This window comes from Acidovorax kalamii, assembly GCF_002245625.1.
In the GTDB taxonomy this organism is placed as follows: domain Bacteria; phylum Pseudomonadota; class Gammaproteobacteria; order Burkholderiales; family Burkholderiaceae_C; genus Acidovorax; species Acidovorax kalamii.
In genome coordinates, this window is record NZ_NOIG01000006.1 from 191798 (window position 1) to 209217 (window position 17420).

Sequence of the window (17420 nt, forward strand, 5' to 3'; positions counted from 1 at the left end):
AACGGAGACAAACACATGACCGGATTTTTCAGCCGCTTGTTGCGGCGACTGGTGCTGGCAGCAACGGCGGGGTTGCTGCTGGTGGGCGGGGGCGCGCAAGCGCAAACGGGCTACACGCAAACGCGGTATCCCATCGTGCTGGTGCACGGGCTTTTTGGCTTTGACTCGGCGCTGGGCATCGATTACTTCTACGGCATTCCCGACGCACTGCGCCAGGGTGGCGCCAAGGTCTACGTGGCCCAGGTGTCAGCCGCCAACAGCACCGAGGTGCGGGGCGAGCAGCTGCTGGCCCAGGTCAAGACCATCCTGGCCATCACCGGCGCGGCCAAAGTGAACCTAGTGGGCCACTCGCACGGCGGCCCCACCACGCGCTATGTGGCGGGTGTGGCGCCGCAGTTGGTGGCCTCGGTCACATCCATCGGGGGCGTGAACCGGGGTTCGCGCGTGGCCGATATCCTGCGCGGCGTGGCGCCTGCAGGCTCGGTGTCCGAGGCCGTGGCCAATGCGGCGGCCAAGGCGCTGGTGGGTTTGATCAACCTGACCTCGGGCGGCACGGGCTTGCCCCAGATGCCCACGGCGGCGCTGGACTCGCTGACCACCGCAGGCTCCGCCAAGTTCAACAGCCGCTTCCCACAGGGGGTGCCCACCTCCGGCTGCGGCAATGGTGCTGAGCTGGTGAATGGCGTGCGCTACTACTCCTGGACCGGCACCCTGCCCCTGACCAACGTGCTCGACGCCAGCGACGCATTGCTGACCACGCTGAGCCTGACCTTTGGCGAAGCCAACGACGGCCTGGTGTCAGCCTGCTCGTCGCGCCTGGGCAAACACCTGGGCGACTACCGCCAGAACCACCTTGATGAAGTGAACCAGTTGCTGGGCCTGCGCGACTGGTTCTCCACCGACCCGGTGACGCTGTACCGCCAGCACGCCAACCGCCTCAAGCAGCAAGGCCTGTAAGCCATGGCCCAACCCTTGCGCACCTGGGCGGTTGCCGCCGCACTCCTGGCCTTCACCACGGCCGCCGTGGTCTGGTGGCTGGGAGGCCCTGCCGGGTTGGGCGCGGGGGATACACATCAGCCACCCGTGGGGGCGATCGCCGCCGCCACCAGTGCCCAGGTACAACCCTCGCCAGCACAGGGCGCGGACAACAGCTTTTTTGCCCGCCGCCGTGCGATTGCCACCGACGGCTCGGCCGACCCGCTGCTGGTGCACGGCCTGCGCGACACGCTGGAAGCCCTGTTGATGGAAGCGGGCGACGCCAGCGACCCGGCCGTGCTCAAGCAGCGCCTGGCCGCACTGGTGAACCAACATTTCCCCGCCACCCTGGCCACCCGTGCGCTGGCCTTGGCCGAGCGCTATGTGGACTATCGCGTGGCCCTGGGCAGCTTGCGCGCGCCGCAGGACCTGACCGACCCACGCGCACTGCGCGACGCACTGGAGGCACGCCACAAGGTGCGCCTGCAGTTTTTTGACGACGCCGAATACGACGCCCTGTTCGCCCGCGAGGCCGACCTGGACCGCTACACCCTGGCACGCCTGGAGATTGAGCGCAACACCCAGCTCAGCCCCGAGCAGCGCGCCCAGGCGCTGCAGGCGGCTGACAACGAACTCTCCGCCGAGCGCCGCGCCGAACGCAGCGCCGCCACCGAACACATGGCTGCCGCCGCGCAGACGGCCGCGTTCAACACCAGCAATGCCGACGAGCGCACCCGCTACGCCGCCCGCAGCGCGCAATACGGCCCGGCAGCCGCCCGGGCCATGGCCCAGCTGGACCGGGAGGAACAGCACTGGAACCAGCGCCTGGACCAGTACAGCCAAGCCCGCACGCAACAGGGCGAAGGCCCTGGCCTGCAGCAATTGCGCCAGCAGCTTTTCTCGCCCGAGGAGCAACAACGCATCGACGCCGCGCTGGCGCTGCGCCGGCTTAGCGCGGGCGCTTCGGGCTCCTAGCGCTCTGCAGGCACCTGGAGACGCCGTATCGGCGCGGCGACCCTCCCTGCCCGAAGCGCCGCCTGATTGCGCGAAATTTTGATCATTCACAAGATTCCTGCAAATCAAGCGGCAAAGCCTCTTGATTTCGCCAGAAACATGAGGCAGGCCACGCCTACAGTCCATGACATTCATCAACGAATGCCGGAGACACCCCATGAACGCCGCCTTGCCGCAAGAAACCACCGCCCAGCTCGCTGCCTGGGACAACCCCATGGGCCTGATGGGCTTCGAGTTCGTCGAATTCACCTCGCCCCAGCCCGGCGTGCTGGAGGCGGTGTTTGAAAAGCTGGGTTTCACGCTGGTCGCCAAGCACCGCTCCAAGGACGTGGTGCTGTACCGCCAGAACGGCATCAACTTCATCCTGAACCGCGAGCCCCACAGCCAGGCGGCTTACTTCGGCGCAGAGCATGGCCCCTCCGCCTGCGGCCTGGCCTTCCGCGTGAAGGATGCGCACAAGGCTTACAACCGCGCACTGGAACTGGGCGCCCAGCCTATTGACATCCCCACCGGCCCCATGGAACTGCGCCTGCCCGCCATCAAGGGCATTGGCGGTGCACCGCTGTACTTGATCGACCGCTTTGAAGACGGCAAGTCCATCTACGACATCGACTTCGAATTCATCGAAGGTGTGGACCGCCGCCCTGTGGGCCATGGCCTGAACCTCATCGACCACCTCACCCACAACGTGTACCGGGGCCGCATGGGCTTCTGGGCCAACTTCTACGAGAAGCTGTTCAACTTCCGTGAGATCCGCTACTTCGACATCCAGGGCGAATACACGGGCCTGACCTCCAAGGCCATGACAGCGCCCGACGGCATGATCCGCATCCCGCTGAACGAAGAAGCCAAGCAGGGCGGCGGCCAGATCGAAGAATTTTTGATGCAGTTCAATGGCGAAGGCATCCAGCACATCGCGCTGATCTGCGACAACCTGCTGGACGTGGTGGACAAGCTGGGCATGGCCGGCGTGCCCCTGGCCACGGCACCCAACGAGGTCTACTACGAAATGCTGGACACCCGTTTGCCCGGTCACGGCCAGCCCGTGCCCGAGCTGCAGTCGCGCGGCATCCTGCTTGATGGATCCACCGCTGACGGCACGCCCCGCCTGCTGCTGCAGATCTTCTCCACGCCCATGCTAGGCCCGGTGTTCTTCGAATTCATCCAGCGCGAAGGCGACTACCGCGACGGCTTTGGCGAAGGCAACTTCAAGGCGCTGTTCGAGTCGCTGGAGCGCGACCAGATCCGCCGTGGCGTGCTGAACACCTAAGTCATCAGACATCCAGGGTTAACCCTGAACAGGTGCCTATACTGCGCGCTCCCCGGAACTCAAAAGGATCCCGATGTCGCTCCGTAGCACCCTGTTCAGTGTTGGCCTGACCTGTGTGGCCACCTTTGCCATGGCCCAAAGCCCCTCTGCCCCGCTCACCATCGTGGTTCCCTACCCCGCTGGTGGTCCGCTGGACACCTCGGCCCGCATCGTGGCCGACGGTGCTGCCGCCCAGTTGGGCTCCATTACCGTGGAGAACAAACCGGGGGCGGGTGGTAGTACCGGCGCCGATCAGGTCGCCAAATCTCCCAAGACCAGCAACCAGGTGCTGATGGGCGCCGTGGCCACCCACGCCGTCAATCCCTGGCTGTACAAGAACTTCCCCTACAACGCACTCAAGGACTTCAAGCCCATCGCCCTCGTGGCGCGCACGCCCAATGTGCTGGTGGTGAGTGCGGCGCAAGCAGCCAAGCTGGGCATCAAGACCACGCCCGACCTGGTGCAGTACCTCAAGAAGAACCCGGACCAGGCCAAGTACGGCTCGGGTGGCAACGGCAGCATCGGCCACATCTCGGCCGAGATGTTCAAGTCGCTCACCAACACCAAGATGGGCCACACGCCCTTCCAGGGCTCCAAGCCCGCGCTGGCCGCACTGGAATCCGGCCAGGTACTGATGGTGTTTGACAACCTGGCCTCGGCGCTGCCGCAGATCCAGTCGGGCAAGCTGCTGGCGCTGGGTGTGACCACGCTCAGCCGCAACGAAGCGCTGCCCAACGTGCCCAGCATCAACGACAGCGTGCAGGGCTTCAATGTGTCCACATGGTTCGGCCTGTTCGCGCCGACCTCGCTGCCTGATGCGGACGCGCGCCGCTATGCCAACGCGTTCAGCGCCGCGATGCACTCGCCCGCTGGCAAGGAGAAGTTCAAGAAGATGGGCGTCACGCCCGAAGAGCTGACGCTCGACGGGTTTGCGCAGTTTGTGCGCTCGGAAAACAGCAAGTACGAATTTCTGATCCGGGCCGCAAAGATCAAGATCGATTAACAGCCGCCGGTCAAATGCGCGCCGGTCGGTGCGCAAGGTCATGGCGGCAAAGGAGAAAAAAATGGGACAAGCCCCTGTCGTCTATGGCCAATCCACCCGCCCACCCCGTGGCGACTATTCGCGTGCCAACGCGGACTACACCTGCCCGCAGGACTATGCGAGCTACACCGACGCCGACCACGACACCTACCGCCGTCTGTACGAGCGCCAGCGCGCCCTGCTGCCGGGTCTGGCCAGCCAGGCGTTCATCGACGCCCTGCCCTCGATGGGCGCCAGCGACCGCATCCCGCGTTTTGAAGAGGTGAACGAGCGCCTCTACAAAGCGACCGGCTGGGAGCTGGTGGGCGTGCCGGGGCTGATCCCCGAGGTGCCCTTTTTCACCCTGCTGGCCAACCGCAAGTTCCCGGTGACGGACTGGATCCGCAAGCCCGAGGAGTTCGAATACATCGTCGAGCCCGACATCTTTCACGACCTGTTCGGGCATGTGCCGCTGCTGTTCAACCCGGTGTTTGCCGACTATGTGCAGCGCTACGGCCAGGGCGGGCTGAAGGCGCAGGGGCTGGGGTCGTGCGAGATGCTCTCTCGCTTGTACTGGTACACGATCGAGTTCGGGCTGATCCGCGAGGCGGGGCAGTTGCGGGCGTATGGCGCGGGCATCCTGAGTTCGTCGGGCGAACTGGCGTACTCGGTGCAGAGCCCGGAGCCGCAGCGCATTCCGCTACAACTGGAGCGCACCATGCGCACGCGCTACAAGATCGATACGTACCAGCAGACGTACTTTGTGATCGATAGTTTTGAGCAGTTGTTTGAGATGACGGCGGCGGACTTTGCGCCGATCTATGAGCGGCTGCGGGGGTTGCCGGAGTTTGCTGCGGATGAGCGGGAGGCTGTGGCGGCTTGATGTTTTGAAAGAAATTGGCTGCCTCCGCCTGTCTAAAAAGCGCTGACAGCTACTATTTTTATAGCACTACAGTGACCGTTCGGGCTGAGCCTGTCGAAGCCTTGGCGTACTGGTTTGAATGGCGTGCTTGGGTTGAGGGCGGAGGCCGAGGTGTGCGCCCGGCGGCGCAGTAACTTTCTTTCGTCTCGCCAAACGAAAGTCACCAAAGAAAGGGCGACCCTGCTGTCTGCGACCCCTTCGCTGCGCTACGGGGCAACCTGGGGTGCTCGGTCACGGGGTGCACCGCAGAACTCGCTGCGCGCCTGCGGCGCTGCGCTCGGACAACTGCGGTGAGTCAGTTCACGAAGCATGCGCGCGAAGGCGCGCATGCCACCCCGCGCCCTGCGCGCCCCAGGCGCATCCAGAAGGGAACCCGCGAATCGGACATCCACACGGGCCATCGCTGCGCTTGGCCCCCTCTCGCGGGCGCAAGCGCCACGCGCTGCGCAGGCGGGGCCGAGCGAAGCAATGGCCCGTGGGGCAGTTCGGCTGTTGGATGTTCGGCTGCCCACCCCCTGCTGGCTGCGCCTGCGGCGGGGCGGTTGCGGGGTGGCATGGGCGTCGAAGCGCCCATGCCTCGTTAACTGACTCGCCGTGGTTGTCCGAGCGGCGCGCGCAGCGCAAAGCGAGTTCCACGGCGCACCCCGCAACCGCCCCGACGCAGGTTTGCCCCGGAGCGCAGCGCAGGGGCCGCAGACTGGGGGGCGCCTTTTCTTTGCTTAATTTCTTTTGGCGAAGCAAAAGAAAGTGAGTCGCCTGCCGGGGCGACAACCCGGCTCCCGCCCGCAACCCAAGCACGCCTTCCAAACCAGCACGCCAAGGCTTCGACAAACCCAGCCCAAACGGGAAATCAAAACTAAGCACAGCTACAAAAAGAAAGCGGCTGGCGCTCCAAAAAACCAAAGAATCACACTCGACCTATCTCCTCCAGACAAGCCTCCATCACCCCAGGGTCAAACGCCATCTGCACGTGCGCAACCCCTTCCACCAACCGGTGCTCCGCCCCCGCCAAAGCCGCCGTGGTCGCAGGAAACACAATGTTGTCGCAGTTCGAATACCAGCAGGTAAACAACGCGGCCCGCCCCGCAGGCTCCGCCCGCTGCAATGCCACCACCCAGTCGCCCGCCAGGCTCATCTGCCGCCCATTCACCGCGCGGCTGAAACGCCCCAGCCACGTGCCGCCATGTGGCGTGCCCAGCGTCAACACCCGGTGCACCCGCCCGTCCGCCTGGTGCGCCCGCAGCCACGCCCGCACCGCCAAGCCCCCCATGCTGTGGCACAACAACACCGGCGCCTGCCCCGTGGCCGCCGTCACTTGGCGCACGGCGTCTTCGATGATGTCCGCATACTCGTCTATCGAGCCCATCACCGGCTCCAGATTGACCGCCACATAGGCATGCCCCCGCGCCTGCAGCTGCGCAAACCACGGTAGCCACAGGCCCCGGTTGCACATGAAGCCATGCACCAGCACCACGCCGCGCTTTTCGGTGGGCTGCGCAGGCAGCCAATCGGGCAATGACTGGTGGCGAAACGGCTGACGCCAGCAGAACACCATCAACGCCACCCACACCTCGGCCCACCAGGCACCCACCACCTGTGACAAGCGAGCACGGGGCGCAGCGTCGGTACGGTTGGTGATGTGCATCAGCACAAACTCCACCGCCATCACCACCAGGTAAATGCTGAGCGGCACCAGTGCCCCCAGCACAGCACGCAACGGTGAATGGGGCCATTGCCACACCAGCCAGGCGGCCATGGCCAGCAAGATGCACAGAAGAAGGATTCGTTGCCAGCGCGCGATCATGGTGGTGATGGCAAATGTTGTAATCGACCAGCCGCATTGTGCGGTCTGACCACCGCCCGACACCGCACCCCGCAGAACGCTGAAAGGACACCACCCCATGGATGCCGCCCAGACCATCCGCGATGCCATTGCCGACGTGACCGCCCTGCGCCTGCACCGCACGGGGGACCCGGCGCTGGGGGCGGCGGTGGGCAGCGTCAAGACCTTTCAGGCGCGGCGCTTTCGCGGCACCTATGCCGACCTGATGGCATCGCCCGCGTTCGGGCCCGCAGCGCGCTTTTTTCTGGAAGAGCTGTACAGCGACACCGACTACACAGACCGCGACCAGCAGTTTGGCCGCATCGCGGGCACGCTGCAGACCATGTTCCCCCAGCCGGTCGTGACCACCGCCGTGGCCCTGGCCGTGCTGCACGCGCAGACCGAGGAACTGGACCAGGACATGGGCCGCGCCTGGCTCGCGCATAAAGGCGTCGATGCGGCCAACGACCCCGCCCGCTACACCGCTGCCTGGCGCACCGTAGGCCAGCGCCACGCGCGCCAGCAGCAGTTACAGCGCGTGCTGGCCATGGGCAATGACCTGGCGCGCCTCACGCGCACGCCCGGCCTGCGGATGATGCTGCGCATGATGCGCGGCCCGGCCAACGCAGCGGGCATGGGCGCACTGCAAAAGTTTCTGGAGGCGGGGTTCGACACCTTCGGCCAGCTCGCTCGCCAGCGCGGCGGGGTGGAGCAGTTCCTGGCCACCATCGAGCAGCGTGAGCGGGCGCTGATGGATTTGCTCTTCGATGCCGACCCTGTCACCTGCGGGACCCAGCTTAACCACACACTAGGACAAGCCCGATAGCCCGCAACGCGCCCGCCTTCCACAATCTGTGCCCACCTATCAATGGCATTTGGCGAGCACAAGGGAAGGAAACACGCGCATGGAAAAGATCTGGCTCAAGAGCTACCCCCCGGGCGTCCCACACGACGTGAAGCCCGAGCAATACCGCTCTGTGGCCCACCTGCTGGAAGAGTCGTTCCGCAAACACGCATCCAGCCCGTTCTCGGTCTGCATGGACCAGTGGATGACCTATGGCGAGCTGGAACGCCGCTCCGCTGCGCTGGGCGCCTATCTGCAAAGCCTGGGGCTGGAGCCCGGTGCGCGCGTTGCCATCATGCTGCCCAACATTCCGCAGTTTGGCGTGACCATGGCCGCCGTGCTGCGCGCGGGCTACACCTGCGTGAACGTGAACCCGCTGTACACCGCGCGCGAGCTGGAGCACCAGCTCAAGGACTCGGGCGCCACCGCCATCGTGATCCTGGAGAACTTTGCCCACACGCTGGCCGATGTGATCGACCACACGGCCGTCAAGCACGTGGTGATGGCCTCCATGGGGGACCTGCTGGGCTTCTGGTTTGGCAAATGGATCACCTTTGCCGTGCGCCACCTGGCCAAGATGGTGCCCGCGTACGACCTGCCGCTGTCCAACGGGCGCAAGGTCGTCACGTTCAAAAAGGCGCTGTCGCTGGGCGAACACAAGTCGCTCGCACCCAGTCAGGCCACGCTGGATTCGATTGCCTTCCTGCAATACACCGGTGGCACCACGGGCCTGTCCAAGGGCGCAGTGCTCACCCACCGCAACATCGTGGCCGCCACGCTGCAGGCCGAGGCGTGGTTCACGCCCGCTCTGTCCAAAGTGGGCGACCTGAGCAAGGCCAACAGCATTGCCGCACTGCCGCTGTACCACATCTTCGCGCTCACGCTGTGCCTGCTGGCCATCCGCCAAGGCTCCAGCATGACGCTGATCCCCAACCCGCGCGACATCCCGAAGTTCGTGGCCGAACTCAAGAAGCGCCCCTTCCACATGCTGCCTGCGGTGAACACGCTGTTCAACGCGCTGCTGCAAAACCCTCAGTTCAAGACGCTGGATTTTTCGCACCTGTGCGTGTCGCAGGCCGGGGGCATGGCAGCCAGCGAGGGCACGGCCAAGCAATGGCAGAAGGTCACCGGCAGCACCATGATCGAAGGCTGGGGCATGAGCGAGACCTGCGCCATCGGCACCAACAACCCGGTGATCAGCACCACCTTCAGCGGCAACATCGGCCTGCCGCTGCCGGGCATCGACATTGCCATCAAGGACGACGAGGGCAACAGCCTGCCCCAGGGCGAGTCGGGCGAGATCTGCATCCGCGGCCCCAATGTGATGACGGGCTACTACAACCAGCCTGAAGAAAACGCCAAGGCCTTCACGCCCGACGGCTTCATGCGCACGGGCGACATCGGCATCATGGACCCGCAGGGCTACACTCGCATCATCGACCGCAAGAAGGACATGATCCTGGTGAGCGGCTTCAACGTGTTCCCCAACGAGCTGGAGCAGGTCATCAGCCTGTGCCCCGGCGTGGTCGAATGCGCGGCCATTGGCGTGCCCGACGAGAAACAGGGCGAGGCCATCAAAGTGTTCATCATCAAGAGCGACCCGGCCCTGACGGAGGACGAAGTGGCGAACTACTGCCACCAGAACCTCACCGGCTACAAGCGCCCCAAGTACATCGAGTTCCGCGACGAGCTGCCCAAGAGCAACGTGGGCAAGATTCTGCGCAGGGAACTGCGCAAGGCCTGACCTTGTTCATGGGTGCGGCGGCCCGAACGCCGCACCCGGCAACCTCCCCCAGGGCGCTTCGGCGCCCTTTTTCTTGGGCGCAAACACTGCAAGCCGCCCGCGCACACCAGGTCCTTCGATGTCTGCATCCCCGGGTTTTTACCAATTAGCAAACGTTTGCGCAAACGTTTGCTTTCGCTATCATCCCGATCGCGACAAGGCACCGGGCATCCGCAGGCGCCCCTTTTGAGGGACGCTGCCGGGGATTTCCCTTCACGCTGTCGGTCGCCTTGGTCCACATTCCAACCTGGAGACAACACCCATGCAGTTCACCCGCCGTTCCGTTCAGACCGCCGCCGCCCTCGCCGTTGTGGGCAGCCTGCTGGCCAGCCCTGCGTTTGCGCAAGACAAGCCCAAGATCGCGCTCATCATGAAGTCGCTGGCCAACGAGTTCTTCCGCACCATGGAAGACGGCGCCAAGGCGCACCAGAAGGCCCACGCCAAGGAATACACGCTGGTGGCCAACGGCATCAAGAACGAGACCGACACGGCGGCGCAGATCAAGATGATCGAGCAGGCCGTGGCGCAGAAGGTCAACGCCATCGTGCTGGCCCCAGCGGATTCGAAGGCGCTGGTGCCCGTGGTCAAGTCCGCCATCGACAAGGGCATCATCGTGGTCAACATCGACAACCAGCTCGATGCCGATGCGCTGAAGGAGAAGAACATCACCGTGCCCTTTGTGGGCCCGGACAACCGTGCAGGCGCCAAGCTGGTGGGCGACCACCTGGCCAAGACGCTGAAGGCGGGCGACAAGGTCGGCATCATCGAAGGCGTGTCCACCACCTTCAATGCGCAGCAGCGCACCCTGGGCTACCAGGATGCCATGAAAGCCGCCAACATCACCGTGGTGGGCGTGCAGTCCGGCAACTGGGAGATCGAAAAGGGCAACACCGTGGCCGCCGGCATGATGCGCGAGCACCCTGACCTGGTGGCCCTGCTGGCCGGTAATGACAGCATGGCCCTGGGCGCCGTGGCCGCCGTGAAGGCTGCAGGCAAGACCGGCAAGGTGCAGGTGGTGGGCTACGACAACATCGGCGCCATCAAGCCCATGCTGGCCGACGGCCGCGTGCTGGCCACCGCCGACCAGTACGCCGCCAAGCAGGCCGTGTTTGGTATCGAACTGGCACAGAAGGCCCTGGCCGCCAAGACGCCACAGAACCAGCTGCCCGCCACGGTGAAGACGGATGTGGTGCTGGTGACGAAAGACAGCAAGTAAATCCGAGAGCGGCGAACAAGGCCCTTCTGGCGTTGTTCGCCGCTCAACCGATAAACCCCGCCCTGCAGCCGCCCACTTCAAGCCCCCATGCCCAGTCGCTCGCCCGCTCCTCAGTCCCCGCCCTTGCTCGCCATCCAGGCCGTGGGCAAGGACTACACCGCCACCGTGCTCGATGGCGTGAACGTGGAGCTGTTTGCGGGCGAGGTGCTGGCGTTGACCGGGGAGAACGGCGCGGGCAAGAGCACGCTGTCCAAGATCCTCTGCGGGCTGGAACAGCCCACACGCGGCGGCATGGCGCTGGCGGGTCAGGCCTACGCCCCCACGTCGCGCCGCGATGCCGAGCGCCACGGCGTGCGCATGGTGATGCAGGAGCTGGGCCTGGTGCCCACGCTCACCGTGGCCGAGAATTTACTGATGGGCCGCCTGCCGCACCGCCTGGGCTGGCTGCAGCGCGATGTGCTGCACGCCGCCGCCCGTGCGCAGCTGGCCAAGATCGGGCTCGACACCATCGACCCCGCCACCCCGGTCTCGCAGCTGGGCATTGGCCAGCAGCAGATGGTGGAGATTGCGCGCAACCTGCAGGACGACACACGCATCCTGGTGCTCGACGAGCCCACGGCCATGCTCACGCCGCGCGAGACCAATTACCTGTTCGAGCAGATCGCCCACCTCACCGCACGCGGCGTGGCCATCATCTATGTGTCACACCGGCTCGAAGAGCTGCGCCGCATTGCCGACCGCGTGGCCGTGCTGCGCGATGGCCGACTGGTGGATGTGCGCCCCATGGCGGGCATGAGCGAAGACGACCTGGTGCAGCGCATGGTGGGCCGCGTGGTGAGCGACCTGGACCACCGCCCGCGCCGCCCCGTCGGCCCCGTGGTGATGAGCGCTGACAACCTGGGCCGGGGCACCGCCGTGCAGGACGTGAGCCTGGAGCTGCGCGCGGGCGAGATCTTTGGCATTGCCGGGCTGGTCGGATCGGGCCGCACCGAGCTGGTCCGCCTGCTGTTCGGCGCCGACCGGGCAGACCGCGGCAGCGTCACATTACACCCGGATTTTGAACAAAAACAGGCCCTACCGCCCGACGGACAAGCGCAAGCAGCTATACATAAGATAGCAAACACACCAAACCCCGCCACGGCTGCACCCCGCACCTGGCAGCGGGGCTTTGCTTCGCCGCTGCAGGCCATCGCCGCCGGAGTCGGCCTGGTCACCGAAGACCGCAAGTCCCAGGGCCTGCTCCTCTCGCAACCCATCCGCATCAACGCCACGCTGTCCGACCTGTCGGCCGTGTCGCGCGGCGGCTGGCTGCAGCGCGGGCTCGAAAGCCGCCTGGTGCAGGGATTCATCCGCACCCTGCGCGTGCGCTGCCACGGCCCGGAACAGCCCGTGGGCCAACTCTCGGGCGGCAATCAGCAAAAGGTGGTCTTCGCCCGATGGCTGCACCGCGAAGGCCGCGTGCTGCTGCTCGACGAACCCACGCGCGGCGTGGACGTGGGCGCGCGCGCCGAGCTGTATGGCGAGCTGGACCGCATGGCCGCAGAAGGCCGCGCGCTGCTCATGGTGTCGTCCGACCTGCGCGAACTCATGGCCATGGCCGACCGCATCGGCGTGATGAGCGCAGGCCGCCTGGTGGCCGTGTTCGAGCGCGGCGAGTGGTCCGAGCAATCGCTGCTGGCGGCCGCGTTCTCCGAGCCCGGCGGGCGCACCAGCACCACCCCTTCAACCCCTTCTCCTGTGACCGCATGAACGTCCCCACCGCACCTGCCGCGCCCGCTGCGGCGCCTTCTTCCGCCTCGGTCTGGCGCAGCCAGCTGGGCACCTACCTGGGCCTGCTGGCCGTGCTGGCGGGCATGGTGGCGCTGTTCTCGTCGCTGTCCGAATACTTCTGGAGCGCCGAGACCTTCATCACCATCGCCAACGAAATCCCGGCCCTGGCGGTGATGGCGGTGGGCATGACCTTTGTGCTCATCATCGCGGGCATCGACCTGTCGGTGGGCTCGGTGATGGCGCTGGCCGCCGCCACCTCGGCCGCCGCCATCCTGCAATGGGGCTGGACGGTACCCGCCGCCGCTGCGCTGGCCCTGGCCACGGGCCTGGTGTGCGGCACCATCACCGGGACCATTTCGGTGGCGTGGCGGTTGCCCTCGTTCATCGTGTCACTGGGCATGCTCGAAGCCGTGCGCGGCAGTGCGTATGTGGTGACCGACTCGCGCACGCAGTACGTGGGCGATGCGATCTCCTGGCTGTCGGCACCCTTCTTTGGCGGCATCTCGTTCGCCTTCTTGCTGGCCGTGGTGCTGGTGGTGGTGGCGCAGCTGGTGCTGTCGCGCACGGTGTTTGGCCGCTGCGTGGTGGGCATTGGCACCAATGAAGAAGCCATGCGCCTGGCCGGTGTGGACCCGCGCCCCATCCGTGTCATCGTGTTTGCCATGACCGGGCTGCTCGCAGGCCTGGCGGGTCTGATGCAGTCGGCCCGGCTGGAAGCCGCCGACCCCAACGCCGGAACCGGCATGGAGCTGCAGGTGATTGCGGCCGTGGTGATTGGCGGCACCAGCCTGATGGGCGGGCGCGGCTCGGTGGTGAACACGGCCTTTGGCGTGCTGATCATCGCGGTGCTCGAAGCGGGCCTGGCCCAGGTGGGCGCCAGCGAGCCCAGCAAGCGCATCATCACGGGTTTTGTGATTGTGGCGGCCGTCATTGTGGACACGCTGCGCCAGCGCCGCGCCAAGGTCTGAGAGACTGCCCCCGCATCCAGCCGCCCCACCACCCACGACCTCATTCTTCTTTTTGCATGGCTACTATCAAGGACGTTGCGCGCCACGCCGAGGTGTCGGTCACCACGGTGTCGCACGTGGTCAACGGCACACGCCGCGTGAGCCCCGAGGGGCGCGAGCGGGTCGAGGCCGCCATCCGCGCCCTGGGCTATGTGCCCAGCGCCATTGCGCGCAGCCTCAAGAGCAACAACACGCGCACGCTGGGTATGCTGATCCCCAACAGCTCCAACCCCTACTTTGCCGAGATCGTGCACAGCGTGGAAGACCGCTGCTTTGGCGCGGGCTACAACGTCATCCTGTGCAACACCAACGACGAGGCGCACCGCCAGGGCACCTACCTGCAGGTGCTGGCCGAGCGGCGCATCGACGGGCTCATCGTGGTCTCCACCGGGCATGACGCCACGCTGGCCACGCAGCTCGCGGGCCTGTCCATCCCCACCGTGCTGGTGGACCGCGAAATCGACATCGCCGGACAGCAGCCCTGCGACCTGGTGGAAACCGCCCACATGCAGGGTGGCCTGCTGGCCACGCGCCACCTGCTGTCGCTGGGCCACCGGCGCATTGCCTGCATTGGCGGCCCCGAAGGCATTGCCCCCAGCGAGCAGCGCATTGCCGGCTGGCGCACCGCGCTGGCCGATGCGGGCTGCGGCACCGGCGAGGGCCTGCTGTGGCACGGCAACTTCACCAGCCAGGGCGGCTACGAAGCCATGCACGCCGTGCTGCGCGCTCCCGAGCAGCCCACTGCCGTCTTCGTGTGTAACGACCTCATGGCCATGGGCGCACTGTGTGCCGCGCACGAACGCGACCTGCGCGTGCCCGAGGCACTGTCCATCGTGGGTTTTGACGACATCGAACTCACCGCCTTCACCAGCCCGCCGCTGACCACCGTGGCCCAGCCCAAGCAGCGCATCGGCGCGCTGGCCGTGGACATGCTGCTGGAGCGCATCGACGGCAAGCGCCAGGACGCGCGCAAGGTGATGCTGCAGCCCGAGCTGCGCGTGCGCGCCTCCACGGCCCATGCGCCCGGAGGTGCTGCATGAGCACTAATCACGCTCCCCGCATCGCCGTCGTCGGCAGCCTGAACATGGACCTAGTGCTGCAGGTGCAACACGCGCCGGGCCCTGGCGAGACCGTGCTGGCCGACGCCCTGCACCTGGTGCCCGGCGGCAAAGGCGGCAACCAGGCCGTGGCCTGCGCGCGCCAGGGCGCCCAAGTGGCCTTGTTCGGCCGCGTGGGCGACGACGGCTACGGCCACACGCTGCGCGCCGGGCTCGATGCCGACGGCATCGACCACAGCGGCGTGCAGACCGACACCGACACCACCACCGGCGTCGCCGCCATCACCGTGGAGGCCACAGGGCAGAACCGCATCGTGGTCGTGCCCGGCGCCAATGGCCGCTTTGTGCTGGACGCCGCCGCGCTGGGCGCTGCGCTGCAAGGCGCAGGCGGTCTGGTGCTGCAGTTTGAAACGCCCCTGCCCCAGGTGCTGGCCGCCGCCGCGATGGCCCATGCCGCTGGCTGCCCCGTGGTGCTGAACCCCTCCCCCATCCAGCCCCTGCCCGAAGCGATGTGGCCGCTGGTGCACACACTGGTGGTGAACGAGGTGGAAGCCGCCGCGCTGGCAGGCCAGAACGTGGACACCCCCGCCGATGCCGCGCAGGCCGCACAAGCCCTGCGCGCCAAGGGCCCCGCACAGGTCGTAGTAACTCTGGGCGCTGCGGGCGCCGTGGCCGCCGATGCGGCGGGCAACCGCTACCACCCCGGCCTGGTCGTGAAAGCCGTGGACACCACGGCCGCAGGCGACACCTTCCTGGGGGCACTGGCCGTGGCGCTGGCACGCGGCGAGCCGCTGGACGCCGCCGTGCGCGAAGGCATCCGCGCATCGGCGCTGTGCGTCACCCAACCGGGCGCCCAGCCTTCCATCCCCACCCGCGCCGCCGTGGCGCAAAGCCCCCAACCGCCCGCCTGGAGCCCCCTGTGAAACGCACCGCCCTGCTGCACGCCGAACTCTCCCACGCCATCGCCACCCTGGGCCATGGCGACATGCTGGTGATTGGCGATGTGGGCCTGCCCATCCCCCCCGGCCCGCGCCGCATCGACCTGGCCCTCACGCCCGGCATCCCGGCCGTGGCCGATGTGCTGCGCGTGGTGCTGGAAGAAATGCAGATCGAGAAAGCCGTGATCGCCACGGAGGCGATGGAACGCAACGGGGGCCAGTTGCCCGCCTGGTGCCAGCTACCGGTCACACCGCAGGCGGTTTCGCACGACGAGTTCAAGCGCCTGACCCAGCAGGCCCGCGTGATGGTGCGCACCGGCGAGTGCACGCCGTATGCCAATGTGATCCTGGTGGCGGGCGTCACGTTCTGACACACCACACCCCGACGGGGAGTGTTCGCGTGCGGGTTTTGGAGAACGCCTGACAGTGCCCAGCTGCGGTACGCTGGACTGTCACCGTTTGCCTGCCCCATGCCCAGTTCCGCCCCCCACGACCTGCTCCCCCCCGAAATCACCGTCCTGGAGCGCGGCTGGCTGTCTGCCAACAACATCCTCTTCATCGGCCACCACGACACGGCCATCGTGGACACCGGCTACTGCAGCCATGCCGACCAGACCGTGGACCTGGTGCGTGGCGCCTTGGAAGGGCGCGCGCTGGACCGCGTGCTCAACACCCACCTGCACAGCGACCACTGCGGCGGCAATGCCGCGCTGCAAAAGGCCTGGCCCGGTGTGCTCACCGCCATCCCGCCCGGCCAGGCCGACCATGTGCGCCAGTGGGACGCCTATGCGCTCAGCTACACCCCCACGGGGCAGGAATGCCCGCCGTTTCGGGCCGACACCTTGCTGATGCCGGACTCGTGCGTGCTGCTGGGCGACAAGCCCTGGCAGGTGCATGCCGCGCCTGGGCACGACCCCCACTCGGTGGTGCTGTTCGAGCCCCAGGGCCGGGTGCTGATATCCGCCGATGCGCTGTGGGAAAACGGCTTTGGCGTGGTGTTCCCCGAGCTGGAGGGCGACAAAGCGTTTGCCGAAGTCGCCGCCACGCTGGATGTGATCGAAAAACTGTCACCCCAGGTCGTCATCCCCGGCCACGGCCCCGTGTTTGCCGACGCCCCCCGCGCCATCGACGGCGCCCGCCGCCGCCTGGATGGTTTTGTGCGCAACCCCGGCAAACATGCGCTGTATGCGGCCAAGGTGCTGCTGAAATACAAGCTGCTGGAATGGCAGCAGATCACCATGACCGACCTCACGGCCTGGGCGCAAGGCACGCCGTATTTCGGCATGCTGCACCAGCGCCATTTCGGCGATCAGCCCGAGGGGGAGTGGCTATTGAGCCTGGTGGATGACCTCGTAAGGTCGGGGGCGGCGGTGCGGCAAGGGGATGTGCTGCACAACGTGTGATGTGGCTTGGTCAGGGTGGGGGACAGCGTTGAACCCACAGCGGCGAGTACCTAGGCAGCAAACGGTCCTCTCAAGACTCGGCCAGAACCGACGAGCGTTTGTCCTTCAAGAACGTCGAAATGAGTGCCGACCATCAGCGCAGAATAATCGACACCGGGCTCATAAATCAGCGCAGCTACAGAACGGGCTGTGGACCCGGGACTAACCAGTTGACCATCAACAAACGAGACGCCAAGGTATTCACCACCTTGGACACGCAAGTGTGGACGATAGATGCCGCCGGTGAGGACAGGCATCTTTGTACGACCTTCGATGGTCAACTCCACTTCGATAAGACG

The 17420-nt window shown here is 66.3% G+C and carries 16 protein-coding genes; 14 read left to right on the top strand and 2 right to left on the bottom strand.

Going from position 1 to position 17420, the window contains the following annotated elements; genetic code table 11:
• The first annotated feature begins 15 nt into the window (after positions 1–15).
• From CBY09_RS09720 to phhA, 5 genes are all read left to right on the top strand, one after another.
• A complete protein-coding gene (locus CBY09_RS09720; RefSeq protein ID WP_094288937.1) occupies positions 16–957 on the top strand; it encodes an esterase/lipase family protein in 942 nt (313 codons plus the stop codon).
• 3 nt (positions 958–960) lie between these two features.
• Entirely contained in the window at positions 961–1950 is a 990-nt protein-coding gene (locus CBY09_RS09725; RefSeq protein WP_094288939.1) for a lipase secretion chaperone, read from the top strand.
• Between the two features lie 196 nt (positions 1951–2146).
• Positions 2147–3259: a 4-hydroxyphenylpyruvate dioxygenase gene (gene hppD, locus CBY09_RS09730; RefSeq protein ID WP_094288941.1), complete on the top strand. Its 1113-nt coding sequence runs from the start codon at positions 2147–2149 to the stop codon at positions 3257–3259.
• A gap of 73 nt (positions 3260–3332) precedes the next feature.
• On the top strand, positions 3333–4301 hold the full coding sequence (locus CBY09_RS09735; protein WP_094288943.1) for a Bug family tripartite tricarboxylate transporter substrate binding protein: 969 nt from the start codon (positions 3333–3335) through the stop codon (positions 4299–4301).
• A 61-nt stretch (positions 4302–4362) separates the two neighbouring features.
• A complete protein-coding gene (gene phhA, locus CBY09_RS09740) occupies positions 4363–5202 on the top strand; it encodes a phenylalanine 4-monooxygenase (RefSeq protein WP_094289407.1) in 840 nt (279 codons plus the stop codon).
• Positions 5203–6148: 946 nt separating this feature from the next.
• On the opposite strand, the gene CBY09_RS09745 is transcribed toward phhA, so the two are convergent.
• Positions 6149–7045 (bottom strand): esterase/lipase family protein, encoded by an 897-nt coding sequence (locus tag CBY09_RS09745; protein ID WP_094288945.1) that lies wholly within the window; start codon positions 7043–7045, stop codon positions 6149–6151.
• A 97-nt stretch (positions 7046–7142) separates the two neighbouring features.
• On the opposite strand from CBY09_RS09745, the gene CBY09_RS09750 reads away from it, so the two are divergent.
• From CBY09_RS09750 to CBY09_RS09790, 9 genes are all read left to right on the top strand, one after another.
• Positions 7143–7889 carry an FFLEELY motif protein gene (locus tag CBY09_RS09750; protein WP_094288947.1) on the top strand — a complete coding sequence of 249 codons (747 nt, stop codon included), beginning with the start codon at positions 7143–7145 and terminating at the stop codon, positions 7887–7889.
• Positions 7890–7968: 79 nt separating this feature from the next.
• On the top strand, positions 7969–9651 hold the full coding sequence (locus CBY09_RS09755) for an AMP-binding protein (protein WP_094288949.1): 1683 nt from the start codon (positions 7969–7971) through the stop codon (positions 9649–9651).
• Between the two features lie 301 nt (positions 9652–9952).
• A complete protein-coding gene (locus CBY09_RS09760; RefSeq protein WP_094288951.1) occupies positions 9953–10906 on the top strand; it encodes a sugar ABC transporter substrate-binding protein in 954 nt (317 codons plus the stop codon).
• An 87-nt stretch (positions 10907–10993) separates the two neighbouring features.
• On the top strand, positions 10994–12655 hold the full coding sequence (locus CBY09_RS09765) for a sugar ABC transporter ATP-binding protein (RefSeq protein ID WP_094288953.1): 1662 nt from the start codon (positions 10994–10996) through the stop codon (positions 12653–12655).
• Complete coding sequence (locus tag CBY09_RS09770) at positions 12652–13644, top strand: ABC transporter permease (protein WP_094288955.1); 993 nt, start codon at positions 12652–12654, stop codon at positions 13642–13644. Before CBY09_RS09765 ends, CBY09_RS09770 begins: the two co-directional genes overlap by 4 nt.
• 56 nt (positions 13645–13700) lie before the next feature.
• Positions 13701–14723, top strand: coding sequence for a LacI family DNA-binding transcriptional regulator (locus CBY09_RS09775; protein ID WP_094288957.1), 1023 nt, complete (start codon positions 13701–13703; stop codon positions 14721–14723).
• Positions 14720–15664 (top strand): ribokinase, encoded by a 945-nt coding sequence (gene rbsK, locus CBY09_RS09780; protein WP_094288959.1) that lies wholly within the window; start codon positions 14720–14722, stop codon positions 15662–15664. Before CBY09_RS09775 ends, rbsK begins: the two co-directional genes overlap by 4 nt.
• The gene (gene rbsD / locus CBY09_RS09785; protein ID WP_094288961.1) at positions 15661–16050 is read left to right on the top strand and encodes a D-ribose pyranase; all 390 of its coding nucleotides are present in this window, start codon (positions 15661–15663) and stop codon (positions 16048–16050) included. The genes rbsK and rbsD overlap by 4 nt, the downstream gene beginning before the upstream one ends.
• 99 nt (positions 16051–16149) lie before the next feature.
• Positions 16150–17082, top strand: coding sequence for an MBL fold metallo-hydrolase (locus tag CBY09_RS09790; RefSeq protein WP_094288963.1), 933 nt, complete (start codon positions 16150–16152; stop codon positions 17080–17082).
• A 50-nt stretch (positions 17083–17132) separates the two neighbouring features.
• Here CBY09_RS09790 and CBY09_RS23680 read toward each other — a convergent pair whose 3' ends face one another.
• Positions 17133–17378 carry a hypothetical protein gene (locus tag CBY09_RS23680; RefSeq protein WP_133066270.1) on the bottom strand — a complete coding sequence of 82 codons (246 nt, stop codon included), beginning with the start codon at positions 17376–17378 and terminating at the stop codon, positions 17133–17135.
• Between the last annotated feature and the right edge of the window lie 42 nt (positions 17379–17420).